Annotated in this window: 13 protein-coding genes; 3 read left to right on the plus strand and 10 right to left on the minus strand. The window is 70.4% G+C overall.

The window, feature by feature from the left end; translation table 11 throughout:
- Positions 1–59: 59 nt before the first annotated feature.
- Complete coding sequence (locus DFR74_RS21365; RefSeq protein WP_067513791.1) at positions 60–1,115, minus strand: phosphotransferase family protein; 1,056 nt, start codon at positions 1,113–1,115, stop codon at positions 60–62.
- Between the two features lie 88 nt (positions 1,116–1,203).
- Here DFR74_RS21365 and pabB point away from each other — a divergent pair, with 88 nt between their 5' ends.
- Positions 1,204–3,726, plus strand: coding sequence for an aminodeoxychorismate synthase component I (gene pabB, locus DFR74_RS21370; RefSeq protein WP_067513790.1), 2,523 nt, complete (start codon positions 1,204–1,206; stop codon positions 3,724–3,726).
- Positions 3,727–3,730: 4 nt separating this feature from the next.
- Here pabB and DFR74_RS21375 read toward each other — a convergent pair whose 3' ends face one another.
- A complete protein-coding gene (locus DFR74_RS21375; RefSeq protein ID WP_067513789.1) occupies positions 3,731–4,219 on the minus strand; it encodes a hypothetical protein in 489 nt (162 codons plus the stop codon).
- 206 nt (positions 4,220–4,425) lie between these two features.
- Here DFR74_RS21375 and DFR74_RS21380 point away from each other — a divergent pair, with 206 nt between their 5' ends.
- Entirely contained in the window at positions 4,426–6,399 is a 1,974-nt protein-coding gene (locus DFR74_RS21380) for a TerD family protein (RefSeq protein WP_067513788.1), read from the plus strand.
- Here DFR74_RS21380 and DFR74_RS21385 read toward each other — a convergent pair.
- The 7 genes from DFR74_RS21385 to DFR74_RS21415 all read right to left on the minus strand — a co-directional run bounded on the left by DFR74_RS21385 (position 6,396) and on the right by DFR74_RS21415 (position 13,532).
- On the minus strand, positions 6,396–7,445 hold the full coding sequence (locus tag DFR74_RS21385; RefSeq protein WP_067513787.1) for an ABC transporter ATP-binding protein: 1,050 nt from the start codon (positions 7,443–7,445) through the stop codon (positions 6,396–6,398). The genes DFR74_RS21380 and DFR74_RS21385 overlap by 4 nt on opposite strands.
- Before the next feature lie 327 nt (positions 7,446–7,772).
- A complete protein-coding gene (locus DFR74_RS21390) occupies positions 7,773–9,314 on the minus strand; it encodes an ABC transporter permease (RefSeq protein WP_084538143.1) in 1,542 nt (513 codons plus the stop codon).
- Positions 9,311–10,381, minus strand: a complete 1,071-nt coding sequence (locus tag DFR74_RS21395; protein ID WP_067513786.1) for an extracellular solute-binding protein — start codon at positions 10,379–10,381, stop codon at positions 9,311–9,313. The genes DFR74_RS21390 and DFR74_RS21395 overlap by 4 nt, the downstream gene beginning before the upstream one ends.
- 178 nt (positions 10,382–10,559) lie before the next feature.
- Positions 10,560–11,294 (minus strand): TetR/AcrR family transcriptional regulator, encoded by a 735-nt coding sequence (locus DFR74_RS21400; RefSeq protein WP_067513785.1) that lies wholly within the window; start codon positions 11,292–11,294, stop codon positions 10,560–10,562.
- Between the two features lie 8 nt (positions 11,295–11,302).
- The gene (locus DFR74_RS21405) at positions 11,303–12,526 is read right to left on the minus strand and encodes a cytochrome P450 (RefSeq protein WP_067513799.1); all 1,224 of its coding nucleotides are present in this window, start codon (positions 12,524–12,526) and stop codon (positions 11,303–11,305) included.
- Between the two features lie 131 nt (positions 12,527–12,657).
- Entirely contained in the window at positions 12,658–13,134 is a 477-nt protein-coding gene (locus tag DFR74_RS21410; protein ID WP_067513784.1) for an SgcJ/EcaC family oxidoreductase, read from the minus strand.
- Between the two features lie 104 nt (positions 13,135–13,238).
- On the minus strand, positions 13,239–13,532 hold the full coding sequence (locus DFR74_RS21415; RefSeq protein WP_067513783.1) for a hypothetical protein: 294 nt from the start codon (positions 13,530–13,532) through the stop codon (positions 13,239–13,241).
- A 192-nt stretch (positions 13,533–13,724) separates the two neighbouring features.
- On the opposite strand from DFR74_RS21415, the gene DFR74_RS21420 reads away from it, so the two are divergent.
- Positions 13,725–14,000: a hypothetical protein gene (locus DFR74_RS21420; RefSeq protein WP_067513782.1), complete on the plus strand. Its 276-nt coding sequence runs from the start codon at positions 13,725–13,727 to the stop codon at positions 13,998–14,000.
- Here DFR74_RS21420 and DFR74_RS21425 read toward each other — a convergent pair.
- The gene (locus DFR74_RS21425) at positions 13,990–15,375 is read right to left on the minus strand and encodes a vWA domain-containing protein (protein WP_067513798.1); all 1,386 of its coding nucleotides are present in this window, start codon (positions 15,373–15,375) and stop codon (positions 13,990–13,992) included. The genes DFR74_RS21420 and DFR74_RS21425 overlap by 11 nt on opposite strands.
- Positions 15,376–15,508 lie beyond the last annotated feature (133 nt).

Consider the following 15,508-nt stretch of genomic DNA (forward strand, 5'->3'; position numbering starts at 1 on the left):
GACTGGCTCGATATCAATCTCCATCAATATCCAGCCAGTCCCCGTCGAGATCGCGACGCTCACTCCAGCAGCCGGTCGGCCTTCTCGAACAGCTCCAGGGTGACCGCGTGCAGGAAGTCGCCGACCTGCTTGGGCGCCTTGTTGGCGAACGCGCGCGCGTAGGTGCCCTCCAGCACGATGCCGAGCTTGAAGCAGGCCAGCACCGTGTACCAGGTGACCGCGCTCAGGTCGCGATCGGAGAAGCGCGCGTAGTGCGCGATCATCTCCTCCGGCGTCGGCAGCCCGCCCGCGGCGCCGAGTTTGCCGACCAGCGCGGAGGCGGTGGAGCCGGGGTCGGGCCGGGTGGCGATCTGCCAGCCCAGGTCCAGCAGCGGGTCACCGATGGTGGACATCTCCCAGTCCACCATCGCCGCGACCTCGGGGCCGTCGTAGTCGAACATCATGTTGGCCAGGTGGCAGTCGCCGTGCAGGATGCCTGGCGTCCAGTCGGCGGGGCGGTGGCGCTCGAGCCAGTCGCCCACCCGGTCCAGCGCGGGGATGGCCGGGCCCGGGTAACCCTCGTTGGCCGAATACGATTCGAGCTCGCCCAGCCAGCGCGGGACCTGTCGTTCCAGGAAACCGTCCGGCTTGCCGTAGTCGGCCAGGCCGAGGGCCTGATAGTCCAGCGACCCCAGCCGCGCGATGGCCTCCACGGCGGACAGGCCCATCTGCCTGCGCACCTCCGGATCACCGGCGTGCAGGGCGGGCAGTTCGTTCTGCGGGTTGAATCCGGTGATCGGCTCCATGAGATAGAAGACCGCGCCGATGAGGGTCTCGTCGGTACACGCGGCGATCACGCGCGGGGACCGCACCTCGGTGGCGTCGAGCGCGCCGAGCAGGCGCGCCTCGCGGCGGATCACCTCGTTGCTCTTGGCGCGCAGGTGCTTCGGGCCGCGGCGCAGCACATAGTCGCGGCCGCCGCGGGTGAACCGCAGCATGATGTTCTGGGTGCCGCCGCCGAGCGAGGTCACCCCTTCGAAGTCACCGCCGGGCAAGCCCTGCTCGTCCATCCACTTCCCGACGATCGCGAAGTCGACGACCTCGCGATCCACTGCGACCGGCTGCGCTACAGACATGCCCACATTGTGCACCACCGGTCCACAACAACTGAAGGCACCTGCCAACAGTTCTGCGCGCGCGGCCGGGCGTAGGGTTCGGTACACCATGCGCACGCTGTTGATCGACAACTACGACTCGTTCACCTACAACCTGTATCAGCTGATCAGCGAGGTGAACGGCGTCGAGCCGACGGTCGTGCGCAACGACGAGGCGCGCACGGTGGCGGCGCTGGGGTTGTCGCGGTTCGACAACGTGGTGATCTCCCCCGGCCCCGGCCGCCCCGACGTGGCGCGCGACGTGGGCGTCTCCGCCGCCGTGATCGCCGAGACCGACCTGCCGCTGCTCGGCGTCTGCCTGGGACACCAGGGGATCGTCGTCGCGGCGGGCGGCGTCGTGGGTCCCGCGCCCGCCGCCCGCCACGGCTATCTGGACCGCATCGAGCACGACAACCGCGACGTGTTCGCGGGGCTGCCCGCCGGATTCGTCGCCGTGCGGTACCACTCGCTGAGCGCCCGGCGGCCGTTGCCAAACGACCTGGAGATCACCGCCGCGGCGGCCGACGGCGTGGTGATGGGCGTACGGCACCGCACTCGCCCGCAGTGGGGCGTGCAGTTCCACCCGGAGTCCATCGCCAGCGAGTTCGGCGCGGCGCTGCTGCGGAACTTCGCGGGACTGACTGCCGCGCATCATGAGTCGCGCGGGGGCGGGCCTGTGGGGACGGGCGCGTTGTCGGCCGTGCACCGGCCTCGTCGGTCGGGAGAGACGCGGGTGCCAGGCTTTTCGTCGACCACACCTCCTGCCGCGCAACAGTTTCCGACGGCGACAGCTTCCGGTGCGGCGGACCGGTCCATCTCGCCCACCGCGGTGCGTGAGCGACCGGAACAACCGGAACAAGCTGAGCTCGCGGAGTCAGCGGATGCCGCACCCGACCTCCGCGTACCGGCGACAGGTTCCGCTGAAACGGCCGGCGATGCGGGTCATCCCACCGCGGCCGACCCGCGCGAGGCGAGCCGCGCCGGATCAGCGCGCACGGCGGGCTCGACACCGGTACCCGCCTCGGCGGCCGCCGTCACTCCCGGACCGGGACCCCGAGGCAGGATTCCCGCTCCGGCGATCACCTCCACGTCGCTGGACTCGGGGCCGGGTTCGGTCAGCACGGGATTGCCGATCGAGGACGAAAACCGTTACCCCCCTGTCGATTCCACGCGACGGATGCGGCTGCTGCACTCCGTGATCGACCGAGCCATCGACACCGAGGCGGCGTTCGTCCGGCTCTACGGCGCGTCGCCCACCGCGTTCTGGCTGGACAGCGAGCACGTGGAGCCGGGGCTGGACCGGTTCTCGTTCCTGGGTGACGCGAGCGGACCACTGGCCGAGGTGGTGCGGTATCGCGTCGGCGACGGCGCGGTGATCGTCGAGACAGCCGAGGGCGGGCGGCGCACCGTCACGGGCGACGTGCTCGACTACCTGGCCGCACAGCTGCGGGCCCGCGAGGTCGAGATCCCCGAACTGCCTTTCGATTTCGCGTGCGGCTACGTCGGGTATCTCGGCTACGAGGTGAAGGCCGACTGCGGCGCGAACGCCGCGCACCGCGCCGAAACACCCGACGCGCAGTGGATCTTCGCCGACCGCCTGGTCGTGGTCGACCACGTGGCCGGGCACACCCATCTGCTCGCCCTCACCGACCCCGCGCCGGAAAGCGCTCTGGCCGCGGCGGATTGGCTGCGCGATACCCGCGAGGTGCTGGGCACGCTGCCGACGTGGTCGAATCCGCCCGAGCTCGAGGTCGATTCGGATACCGCGGCAGTCGAAGCGCTGCTCACCCGCGGCCGCGAACGCTATCTCGCCGATATCGCGATCTGCCTGGACCGGCTGCGCGCGGGCGAGTCCTACGAGATCTGCCTGACCGACGGCCTCACCGTCGCCGCCGATATCGGCGGCCTCGACTTCTACCGGGTGCTGCGCCGCTGCAACCCCGCCCCGTACGCGGCGTACCTTCGTTTCGACGACCTCGAGGTGGCCTGCTCCTCCCCCGAGCGCTTCCTCAAGATCGACCGCGCCCGCACGGTGGAGACCAAGCCCATCAAGGGCACCGCGCCGCGCGGCGCCACCCCCGCCGAGGACGAGCGCCTGCGCCGCGGCCTCGCCGAGGACCCCAAGACCCGCGCCGAGAACCTGATGATCGTGGACCTGCTGCGCAACGACCTGGGCCGGGTCTGCCAGATCGGCAGCGTGCACGTGCCCAACCTGATGGCCACCGAGACGTATACGACGCTGCACCAACTGGTTTCGACCGTGCGCGGCACCCTGCGCCCCGGCACGGACGTCATCGATTGCCTGCGCGCCTGCTTCCCCGGCGGGTCCATGACGGGCGCCCCCAAGCTGCGCACGATGGAGATCATCGACGAGCTCGAGACCGAGGCGCGCGGCGTCTACTCGGGCACCATCGGCTTCCTCGGGCTGGGCGGCACCGCCGATCTGAACATCGTCATCCGCACCGCCGTCCGCCACGCCGGGCGGTGGCGTATCGGCGCGGGCGGCGCGATCGTGCTGGACTCCGATCCGGAGGCCGAGTTCCGGGAGATGCTGCTGAAAGCGGCCGCCACCTATCGCGCGCTGGGACGCTGAACCGTCAGCGGCGCTTCTTGCGGCGCGGCTCTTCGGGCGGTTCCGGCTCGACCTTGGTGCTGATCCCCGTGACGCGCCCCAGCAGCGAGATCCCCGGCAACCTCGACAGCGCGCCGAGCACGTCCTCGCCGAGCGAGATCATCGCCTCCAGGCGCGGCAGCAGGCGGTCGTAGGCGGCGAACGCCGGATCGGCCAGGGCCAGGGTGCGGTCGAGGCGGTCGATGGTGGAGTTGAGCCGGTCGATCGCGACGGAGAGGTTCTCCACCAGGTCGGGCAGCTGAGCGGCGAGCTGGGCCGAGGCCGGTGGCAGCCGGACGGCGGCGTCGAAGGCGTAGCCCGCGGTCTGCTGGGCGGAGTCCAGCGCCTGACCCGCCGCCGACTGGGCGGCCTCGACCGCGGCCTGCGCGGCGGCGAGGATGTCGGCGGGGCCGGGCACGCGCGCGCCCGGCTGCTTCGGGGGCCGCCCCTCGCCGGGGTCCCGAGGGGTGCTCATGACCGGACCCGACCGGCGCGCGCCTGCGGGATCAGGATTCGCTCACCGCGTGCGCTCGTGCCCCGCGCCCTGCGTTCGTTCATGGCTCTACTGTGCCCCACCCGAGCCCGTCCGGGCGGTAAATCACCGACCGCCCGGTCTGTGTCGCGGGCCTCCGACGTCGGCGAATACGGCGTGTCGGACCGGCGTGGCAGGATTCCAGCACGATGGAACTCAGCAGAGGCGCACACGCACCGGTACCGACATCTCTTCTCGCCGTGATGGTTTCATGGCGCTCGGAGCAGGTCGTCGACGCGCATGCGCTGCTGCTCGCCGACGGCGGCGCCGTCCGCACCGACCGCGACTTCGTGTTCTACAACGCGCCCCGCCACGTCTCGCAGGCCGTCACGCTGGACCAGGAGCCCGCGCCCGGCACCGCGCGGCTGAGCGTGTCGCTGCCGCGCACCGAGGCCGACGTGGCGCGCGTGGTGATCGGCGGTTCGCTCGAACACGGCACCTTCGCCGACGTCGCGGGACTGGCCGTCACCGTGCTGGCGGCCGACGGCCCGGTAGTGCGCTTCGAGATGGACACGCCCGACCCCGTGTCGGCCATGATGTTCGGCGAGTTCTACCGCCGCGACGGGCGCTGGCGGTTCCGCGCCATCGGACAGGGGTGGGACAGCGGGCTGGCCGGGTTGGTGACCGAGTTCGGCGTCACCGTCCAGCGGGAACCGGCCCGCACACGCCATTCCACCAACCCGTTCAGCCCCTATCGGACCGGCCGCGGACAGATCGTGCGCGCCTCGGCTTCGTCCGGTTCGGCTGCGGGAGGGTCCGTTTCGAGCGTGCCCGCGTGCGAGACGTCGGAGCGCACCGGCGCTACCCCCGCGGGCTCGGTCGCGCGACGGCCATCGGTTCGGCCTGGAACCGCCGAGACGGGAAGCGGCGCAGCCGCATCCCCGGCAACGACGGAACACCCGGGCTCGACGGCGTATCCGTTGCGCGACACGACGGAGGCGAGTGAGCTCCCCGGGAACCCACCGCGCACCGCATCGAACGACTCGCGCGACCGCCCCCATCCCGTCGACCTCGCACGGCATTTCACCGAACCGCCGCACACCCCACCGCCCGCGCCGCCGAATCCCGAACGCGCCGACTGGTATCCCGATCCCGACGACCCGCAGCGTCTGCGGTGGTGGGACGGCACGGAGTGGACCTCCGCGACCCACCCGCTGCGCCGCCCCGATCCCCGCGCCTGCGAGCGCTGCGGAAACCCGCGGCGGCGCAAGCTGTTCGGCGGGCTCGCGCCGTGCCAGACCTGCGAGGTGGAGATCGGCGAGTTCCTCACCCACTGGCACGCGCGGGCGTGGCGGGTACTGATCACCTCCGGGCCGCAGGGCGCGGAGTGGGACGCGCTGTGGGCGTCGCTGCGCTATCAGCGGGTGGACGAGAGCATCGGCCACACCTCGCTGCGCGAGGTCGGGATGGGCTACGTGGAGCGGCTGGTCACCTTCGCGCTCGCCGACGGCGCGGTAGCCCAGGACGAGTACGACGCGTTCGAGAACGCCGTCGCCGAACTCGCGCTTTCCGGTCCGCTCATCGACGATCTGCGCGTCCACATGACGCGCGGGCGCACCCTGAGCCGCCTGCGCGAGGGCGACCTGCCCGTGGTCCGCACGCCCGGCCTGCACCTGGACCCCGAGGAGCGCGTGCACCTCGACCTGCCCGCCACCCACGTCCGCCACCTGGCGAAGGGGCCACGCCACACCGAGGGCCGACTCATCGCCAGCAACAAGAAGATTCGTTTCGTCGGCGCCGGTGCGGGTGTGGAAATGCCGTGGTCCCGGGTGGTTTCGGTGCACACCGACGGGCACGAGATCGAGATCGCCGCCACCTCCGCTCGCGGCAGCGCCACCTTCGCCGTCGCGGACGCGGAATACGTCGCGGCCGCCCTCGAAGGCGCCCTGCGCGTCGCCAAACGCCTCGTCCTCACCCCCGGCCAGCTCGACACGCGCAGCATCCCGCAGGAGGTGAAAGCCGAAGTGTGGCAACGCGACGGCGGACGCTGCGTGGAATGCGGCAGCGGCCACTACCTCGAGTTCGACCACATCATCCCGCTCAGCCGCGGCGGCGCCACCAGCGCGGGCAACCTCCAAATCCTCTGCCGCGCCTGCAATCGCTCGAAGGGGGCACGGATCTAGCGGCCCGCCTCCCCCGCGAAGAACACACCCCGCCCGAGCACTTCGACGCCGACCTCGTCCCCAGGACGCACCACCAGTGGCGCGGGCACCCGCGCCAGCAGGTCCGCCCCCGACGACGTCCGCAGCGACACCACCGCGTCGTGACCGTGGAAGCGCACCGTCCGCACCACCGCCACGGGATGCCCGTTCACGGCCGGAACGAGGCGAAGTTGCTCGGGGCGCAACAGGATCGCGCCCGCACCCCGCGCGGGCGCGGCCAATCCCACTCGGCCCAGCGCACTCTCGGCGTCCGCGCCCGCCGCCGTGGCGGGCAGCAGCACGGCGTCGCCGAGGAATCGGGCGAGCGCGATATCGACGGGCTTGCCGTAGATCTCCTCGGGCGGGCCGGCCTGCGCGACCCGCCCGTCGCGCAGGACCGCGACCTGGCCCGCCATGGACAGCGCCTCGTCCTGGTCGTGGGTGACCAGCACGGCCGTCGCGCCGAAGCCGGTGAGAATGTCAAGCACCTGGGTACGGACCTGGTCACGCAGACCGGCATCCAGGGCGGAGAACGGTTCGTCCAGCAGGACGGCGGCCGGGCGCGGGGCGAGCGCCCTGGCCAGCGCGACCCGCTGTTGCTGGCCGCCGGAGAGTTCGTGCGGACGCCGCGCGCCGTGCCCGGCCAGACCCACCAGCTCCAGCAATTCCCCCACCCGCTCGCGCCGCACCTTGCGCGCCCGGCCGCTCCACCCCGGCAGCCCGTAGCCGATATTGCCGGCGACCGACAGGTGCGGAAAGAGCGCCGCTTCCTGCGGCACGATGGTGACGCGCCTGCGCTCGGGCGGCAGCGACGACGACGCGCTCGCCACCACCCGCCCGCCGACCTGGATCTCCCCCGCCGCGGGCCGCAGGAACCCGGCGATCGCCCGCAGCAGCGTGGTCTTGCCGCACCCCGACGGTCCCAGCACCGCCGTGAGTTCGCCGGCGGGCACGTGCAGGTCGACGCCCCGCAGCACCTCGGTGCCCCGGTATCCGGCCACCAACCCGGCGATCTCGAGCTCACTCATGCCCGCACCTCACGGCACGCCAACCGGCACCGGCATTGTGGGCCGGCGGCCGCGCCGATCTCGCCTGCGGGTCGAGCTCGCCGCCGCACATCCGCGTGTCACTCGAGCGAACTGGCACACCCCTGCGCGATCCTCGGCCGCTCACTGCTGGTACCCACCCGATTCCGAGCGGTGTCGAACGGTCCGTCCTTCCCGTGCGCTCAGCCGACACCCTGTCCCAGGCGCGCGGACCAGAATCGCCGAAAACCATATGGGCACAACGAACTTTGTCGGTTTCCTCGCAGGACGACCACTCCTCGCCCACCCGAGCCGGCACGCACCTCCTCCTCATCGCCCACGCACCGTCCCTTCGGCGACCCGCTGCAACACGATCGTCGGCAGCACCGCCACCACGACCAGCGCCACCGCGTACCAAGCCGCTTGGGTGTATTCGAGAACTTCGGCGTGCTTCCACAATTCGAGGGCGAGAGTGTTCCCGCCGGGCGGTTGCAGGATGAGCGTCGCGGGGAGTTCCTTGGCGCAGCTGACGAAGACGAGCGCGGTGCCCGCGAGGATCCCCGGCGCGGACAGCGGCACCGTCACCCGCGCGAGCGCCCCCACCCCGGACGTGCCGAGCGATCGCGACACCTGCTCGAACCGGGGCGAGGCCGCCGCCACCGACGCGCGCACGGCGCCGATCGCGATCGGCAGGAACAGCACCACGTAGGCCAGCACCACCATCTGCCCGCGCCCGTACCAGGCGGGCGCGGCGTTGATCCCGAAGTACACCAGCGCCAACCCCACCGAGATCGCGGGCAGCGCGTACCCGGCGTAGGCGGCCAGTTCGATTCCGCGCGCCACCGTGCCGCCCGACCGCGCCGCCATGATCCCCACCGGCAGCGCCAGCAGCAACGCGATCACCGCGCCGGACACCGAGAACGACAGCGTATTGCCCAGCGCGGCAAGCAATTCCGTAACATCCAATCGCCCGGTGGTGCGTCCGGCCAACCACGGCAGCAACCCGCCCAGTGGGAACACCACCGAAACCACCACCAGCACAACGCATCCCGCCAACGCCATCGGCTTCCACGCCCCCAGCCGCACCACGGCGGGTGGACGCGGACCCGCCGACCCCACGCTCACCTTTCCCCGCGCCACCGACTCCACCACCGCGAACATCAGCGCGAGCCCGACCAGCACCAGACTGATCACCCCAGCGGCCGTCCGGTCGAAGCTCGCGTTATAGGCGTACTGGATTCCCTTGGTGAAGGTTTCGTAGCGCATCATCGCCACGGCACCGTAGTCGTGCAGCACGTAGAGCGCTCCAAGCAGCGCTCCCGCCAGCAGTGGCAACCGGATCTGCGGCAACGTCGCGGTCAGGAACGCCCGCACCGGTCCCGCCCCCAACGACCGCGCCACCTCCTCCGGCGCGGCGTCGGTCCCCCGCAACGCCGCGTACACCGGCAGCAGCACCAGCGGCGTGTTGCTGCACGTCAACACCAGCCAGGCACCGCGGAACCCGGCCGACTCCGGAAAGTGCGCCACCCACGAGAACGCCGCCACGTACGACGGGATCGCCAACGGCATCACCACCAGCGGCAACAGGATTCGCTTCCCCGGCAGATCGGTCCGCGCCAGCAGGAACGCCGCGCCGGTCCCCAGCACCACCGACGCCACCGTCACCGCCGCCAGCAATGTCAGCGTATTGACCGCCAACTCCGCCGTGCGCGCCGAGAAGGCGTACCGCCACACCGGTTCCCACCCGCGGTCGGTAGCGCGCAACACCGTGTACACCAGCGGCAGCAGCGCGACCACCACCGCGGGCAGCGCGGCGAGCGGAACAACCGCGCGCCGCACCGTGTCTCGCAGCGCGGCGGGCCCGGCGGTCATTTCAGCAGACCGGTGTCTTTCAGCAGCTGCTCGGTGGCCGCCACCGATTCCAGCTGGTTGAGGTCGATGACCGGCGGGCTCAGCTCCTCCAGCGTGGGCAGCGCGTGCTTGGAGGTCACGGCCGCGACCACCGGGTACTCCCCGGTCTCGTCGGCGAAATACTGCTGGGAGTCGGCGGCCAGCAGGAACCCGATCAGGTTCGCCGCGGCCTCCTTGTTGTCCGAGCAGGTGAGGATGCCCGCGGCGGCGATATTCACCAGCGCGCCCGGTTCGTCGCCGCCCCGGAAGTAGTGGATCCGCGCGTTCACGGAGTCGGCGCCCTCCGCATTCGTCTTCATGAACCAGTAGTAGTGGTTGATCAGGCCGAACTTCACCTGCCCCTGGTCGACACCGGTCAGGACCGCGTTATTGCCGTCGAACTCCACCGGCTCGGTGGCGCGGAACTTCTCCAGCCACTCGCGTGCGCCGTCCTCGCCGCGCAGCACCCGCAGCGCCGTGACGAAGCTCTTCCACGAGGCGTTGGTGGGCGCGTAACCGATGGCGCCGCGCCATTTCTCGTCCACCAGCTCGTCGATGCCGGCGGGCAGTTCGGCTTCGGACACCTGGCGCGGATCGTAGGCGAGCACCCGCGACCGCAGCGTGACCGCCGCCCAGCGGTGGCCCGGATCGACGTACTGCTCGGGGACCTGGCTCACCACGTCGTCGGGCAGTTCGGCGAGGTAGCCCTGCGCGGCGAGCGCGCCGAGCTCACCGGCGTCCTGGCCGAACCACACGTCGGCCGGACTGCGCGGGCCTTCCTCGAGGATCTTCACCGGCTTCTGGTCGTAGAGCGCCTCGACCCGCACGCCCGGCCCGAGCACGCTCTCGTCCATTTGATCGATCAAGGGTTTGACGAGCTTCTCGGTGCGGCCGGAATAGAGGGTGAGGACGTTCGGGTCGCCGGTCGGGGCGCATTGCGCGGCGAGGTCGGTGGCGGTCGCGGTGCTGTCGTCGTCGCCGGTACAGGCGGTGAGGGCGAGTGCGGCGGCGGCGCCCAGAGCCGCCAGCCGCAGAGAAGTGCTGTTCACGAGAGTGTCCTTCGTGGCGCGGCTCGGGGCGAGGCCGTGCTCGATCCCGCCCGGCCGGGAAGCGCCAGGCGGCTCGGACAATGCCCGCTCCACAGCGTGGAGGAAGTTGAGCCTGGCCTATCTTAGCCGACCCTGAGAAAAGTCTGAGAGGGAATGGTGCCCGAAGTTTGCCGGACAGTCATCGATTCGCCAGGCCGGTGGTCCGCGCCAGGTCGGCGAGCATCGCGTCGAACACCACGTCCGGATTCGACAGCGGCACCGGGAAATTGCCGAACACCTCGAGCGTCACGTGCCCGTAGAGCCGGACCCAGATCTGCATCATCAGATACGTCACGCCCAGGTCCAGCTTCTCCGCCGGGAACTTCTGCCCCGACTCCGACAGCGAGGCCAGCAGTTCGGTCTGGAAGCGCGTCAGGTCCTCGCGCAGATCGGCCGGGATCACGTCGGCGGGCGGGGTGACGATGTCGTAGGTGGCCAGCAGCCGGCCGGCCGCCGCGAGGAAGATCCGGCCGAACGGCTCGTCGAAGCGGCGCGTCATCGGGGCCGCGCCGGTGCCGGGCGAGGCGAACACCAGCGTGAACTCGGTGGTGTGCGCCAGCGCCCAGCGTCGGAAACCCTTGCAGATGGCGAAGAACTGCACCATGCCGTCGTCGGGCAGTTCCTCCATCTCGGCGGCCAGCCGCTCGGCGAGGTCGGCGCAGCAGTCCAGGCGCACCGCTTCCAGCAGATCGTCGCGCGAGTTGTAGTGCCGGTACAGCGCGGGCGCGGTGATGCCGAGGTCGCGGGCGATGGCCCGCAGCGTCACCGCCTCGTGTCCGCGTTCGGCGAGCAGGCGCCGCGCCACCCGGCGGATGTCGGCGTCGGTGACCACCGGCGCGCGCCCGCGCGGCCTCGGCTCGCTGCGCTCACTCATGCACCGATTCAAGCGTATTCGACGTCCCAGCGCTTGATCCCGTTCAACCAGCCCGAGCGCAGCCGCACCGGCTCCGCGAGCTGCCGCAGGTTCGGCATCACGTCGGCGATGGCGTTGAACATCAGGTCGATCTCGAGCCGCGCCAGGTTCGCGCCCACGCAGTAGTGGGTGCCGGTGCCGCCGAACCCCACGTGCGGATTCGGGTTGCGCAGCACATCGAAGGTGAACGGGTCCTCGAACGCGTCGGCGTCGAAATTGGCCGAGCTGTAGAACAATCCGACGCGCTGGCCGGCCTTGATCAGCTGCCCGCCCAGTTCGGTGTCGCAGGTCGCGGTGCGCTGGAACGCCGTCACCGGGGTCGCCCACCGCACGATCTCGTCGGGCGCGGTGCGCGGACGCTGTTCCTTGTAGAGCTCCCACTGGTCGGGATTGTCGACGAACGCCTTCATGCCGTGGGTGATCGAGTTGCGGGTGGTCTCGTTGCCCGCCACCGCCAGCAGGATGACGAAGAACGCGAACTCATCCGACCCGAGGTGCTCGCCGTCCACGTCGGCGTTGACCAGCTGGGTGACGATATCGCCCGCCGGGCAGCCGCGGCGCTGCTCGGCCATGTTCCACGCGTACCCCATCACCTCGGCGGTGGCCACGTGGTGGTTGCCCTCGAACTCGGGGTCGTCGTAGGAGATCATCTGGTTGGTCCAGTCGAACAGCTTCCTGCGGTCCTCCTGCGGGACGCCGAGCAGTTCGGCGATGGCCTGCAGCGGCAGCTCGCAGGCGACCTGTTCCACGAAGTCGCCGCGCCCCGATCTCTTCGCCTCGTGCACGATCCGCTCGGCGCGCTCGGTGAGCGCGGCGCGCAGACTCTCCACCGCACGCGGCGTGAAGCCCTTGGACACGATGCGGCGGGTCTTGGTGTGCTGCGGCGGGTCCTGATTGAGCATCAGCATGTCGCCGAGCATGTCGATCTGCTCGCGGGTGGTCTCCTCGTTGAACCGGATGATCGCGGTGTTCTCGTGCGAGGAGAACACCGTGGGATTCTTCGAGATCTCTTTGATGTCAGCGAGTTTCGACACCACCCAGTAGCCGCCGTCGTCGAAGCCGCTGGCGCGGCCGGACTGCGCGCACCACCACACGGGCGCCGTGCGGCGCAGCTCGGCGAACTCCTCGATGGGCAGCCGGGTGGCGAGCACGTCGGGGTCGGTGAAGTCGAATCCCTCGGGAATCGCGGGCATGGTCGCGGTCACGGATCTCTCCCTACCGGTCTGGGCTGCAGACCTCACAACGCTGTGCGGAACACTTCCTGACCCGATACAACCACGGATCGACGTTTCATGAACGCCGTTTACTAAAACCCGTTAAGAAATTACCCGCGCGCCGCCCGGCCGGTGCGCCACCGCACGTACCGGCCGAACAGTTCGGGCACCGGCCCGCTGTTCGGGACCGGCCGCACCCGGGTGTTCTGGAACGCCGCGACCTGCCAGTTCGCACCGATCCGGACCAGTACCCAGGTGTTGCGGGACTGTCGCGAGGCGGGCACGTCCCGCTGCCAGGCGAACACCACCGAGCCGAGTGCGTGCAGCACCGCCACGTCGTCGGCGAGGAATCGCACCGACTCGATCTCGACCACCATCCGGGTGCCGTGCAGCACCGTGGCGAACAGGTCGGCGTGCAGCGCGCGATTCGCCTCGCGGCCACGCAGCAGAGTGCCGTCGAATGCGACGTAATCACTGTCCTCGGTGAACTCCGCGGCGTAGGCCGCGGCGTCGTGCGCGTCCCACGCCCGCGCCGCGCGCGCCACCGTCTCGCGGATCAGCGCTTCGTCCTTCGCGCGCTCGGTCATGTCCGCTCCTCTCGTCTCGCGATACCTCGATGGTCGCGCGCGACGACGGCGGACGAATCAGGGAATCACCCTGAGGAATCACCGATTTCGGGCTCGGGGTGGCCTCACATCCCGACGACGGCGTTCATGATGGTGCCGGCACTCGTGGCGACGACACCGCCGATCATGGCCCCCGCCACCATCTTCGGGGAATTCATGCCGCTGCCGCTCCACTTCTCCCACGCGAAACGCCCACCCGCGTAGATGATGCTGATGATGCCCGACAGCAGCGCGAACCACGTCGCGTACCGCACGAACTGTTCGATCTTGTCCGACAGCGGCGGCGCTTCGGGGGTCGGATTACCGACCTGGGCCACCGTGGAGATCGCATCACCGACCGACAGCAGAATGAGGCTCATTGTGGTTCCTCGCCGACTCCCCGACCGGCACGACACCGGTACTCACGCACCACCCATGATCCCGGTGCGCGGCGTCCTCCGCAAGCGCCGCCCGCCCGACACCGGCGGGAGGTGACCACGCGTGAGCGCCGGACCGGATATCATTCGTGCAGCGATTCCCCTTGTCCCGAACCCGGAATGAGCAGCACAACGATGATTCTGGCCGTCGCATTCGACACCCTGGCGCAGATCGGCAATCCGACGCCCGAGGCTCCGCCGGTGTCCGACCGTATCCTGCAGCTCGTCCGCTACCTGACCTGGTTCGTTCTGCTGTCGGGTGTGTGCGGAATCATCTACGCGGGCGGCCGGTTCGCGTGGGAGAAGTGGACCGGCGGCGGCCTCGAGTCGCCGAAGATGGTGGCGGGCGCCATGATCGGCGGTGTGGTCGCCACCAGCGCGGGCACCATCATGAACGCCGTCATCGGCTGACGCCGGTCACCCCCGCGGCGGCGGCCGCGCGCAGCCACTGCGGGAACTCGCCGAGCAGGCGGGTGTAGAGCTGCGCGTCGTCGACCACATCGATGTCGTCGAGGGCGAAGAATCCGGCGTTATCCACCACGCGGCCGTCCAGGTCATCGAGCTCGCGCAGCAGACCGTAGTTGGCCGCGCCGAGTCCGACGAACTGCCAGAACGCCGGCAGTCGTGACGCGTCGCGCAGCAGCGCCGAGATCTCGCGGCGCTGCGCGAAGCCGCCGTCGGTGAAGAACAGCACCAGCGTGGGCGCGCCACCCGGGCGCAGCGACTCCAGCAGCGTGCGGATGATCGGCAGTTCGTCGTTGCGCCCGCCCAGCGGCGCGTAGTCGATGCCGCCGTGAACCCCGTTGAGGTGCAGGTAGGTTCGCGCCCACTGCTCGGCGCCCGCGACATCGATATCCGGCAGCTTGGCGAAACGGCGCGCGTACAGGTACGCCTCCAGCGTGCCGTCGTCGTCCAACTGCGTGGCCACCGGCACCATCCGCTCCACCACCCGGTGCACGACGCCCTTGCGGTACTGCTTGGCCATGCTGCCGGTCTTGTCGATCACCAGCACCACCCGCGCCCGCACACCCAGCGCGTCGCCGTCGATGAGGACCTTGGCGACCTCGCGCTTGCGCAGGTCGAGGACGGCGCGTTTCTCGAAGGAGAGTTCGGTTTCGCCGGGGACGGTGCGGACTTCTGGGAGGGGGCGGGAGGGGCCGGTGGAGGTGGTCGGCCCGACTTGTGCTGCGGGCGTTGCGGAGTCGGCGTGCCCAGCGGGCCATGCCTGAGAGGAAGGCGAGGCGGGTGAGGCGGTATCCGCCGACCGCACTTGCGGTTCCGCTGCGGACTCGTCGTCCACCACCACACCGTGATCGGTCACCAGCGCGGCGAACCCGCCCGCGTATCCCTGACCGACCGCCCGCACCTTCCACTGCGTGCCGCGTCGATACACCTCGAGCGCGATCACCACGGATTCGCTGTCCAGACCGCCGATCACGTACTCGTACAGCGGGTTTCCCGTCGCTTCGGCGAGCGTGACCACCGGCGCGCCGTACCGGCCGAAGGTGTCGCCGTCACCGTCGAGGGTCAGCACCGCGCGCACCTGTGCGATGTCGGCGGGTAGCTGCCCGAACGAGATCGCAATGGCCGCAGGCGTTCCCGGCCGCAGCTCGACGCCCGGCGCTTCGGGTTGGTTGTAGAAGACGAAGTCCGCGTCCGAGCGCACCTTGCCGGATTCGGTCACCAGCAGAGCCGAGACGTCCACCTCGGTGTCGGCCCGCACCGAGACCACGACGCCGTCGGCCGCGATCGGCCCGTTCTGCCCTTTGACCAGGGCGACCACCACGTGCACCTCCCACCGTCCGCGTGTGCGGGCCCAGCGTACGTCAGCGTCCCTGAAGCACACGAGGGCTCGAGTTCGGCCGCAGCCGCTGTTCAGACCCCGTCGAATCGCGAACTCACGCCGACGGGGTTCGCGC

Source organism: Nocardia puris, from assembly GCF_003315035.1.
GTDB classification, from domain to species: Bacteria; Actinomycetota; Actinomycetes; order Mycobacteriales; family Mycobacteriaceae; genus Nocardia; species Nocardia puris.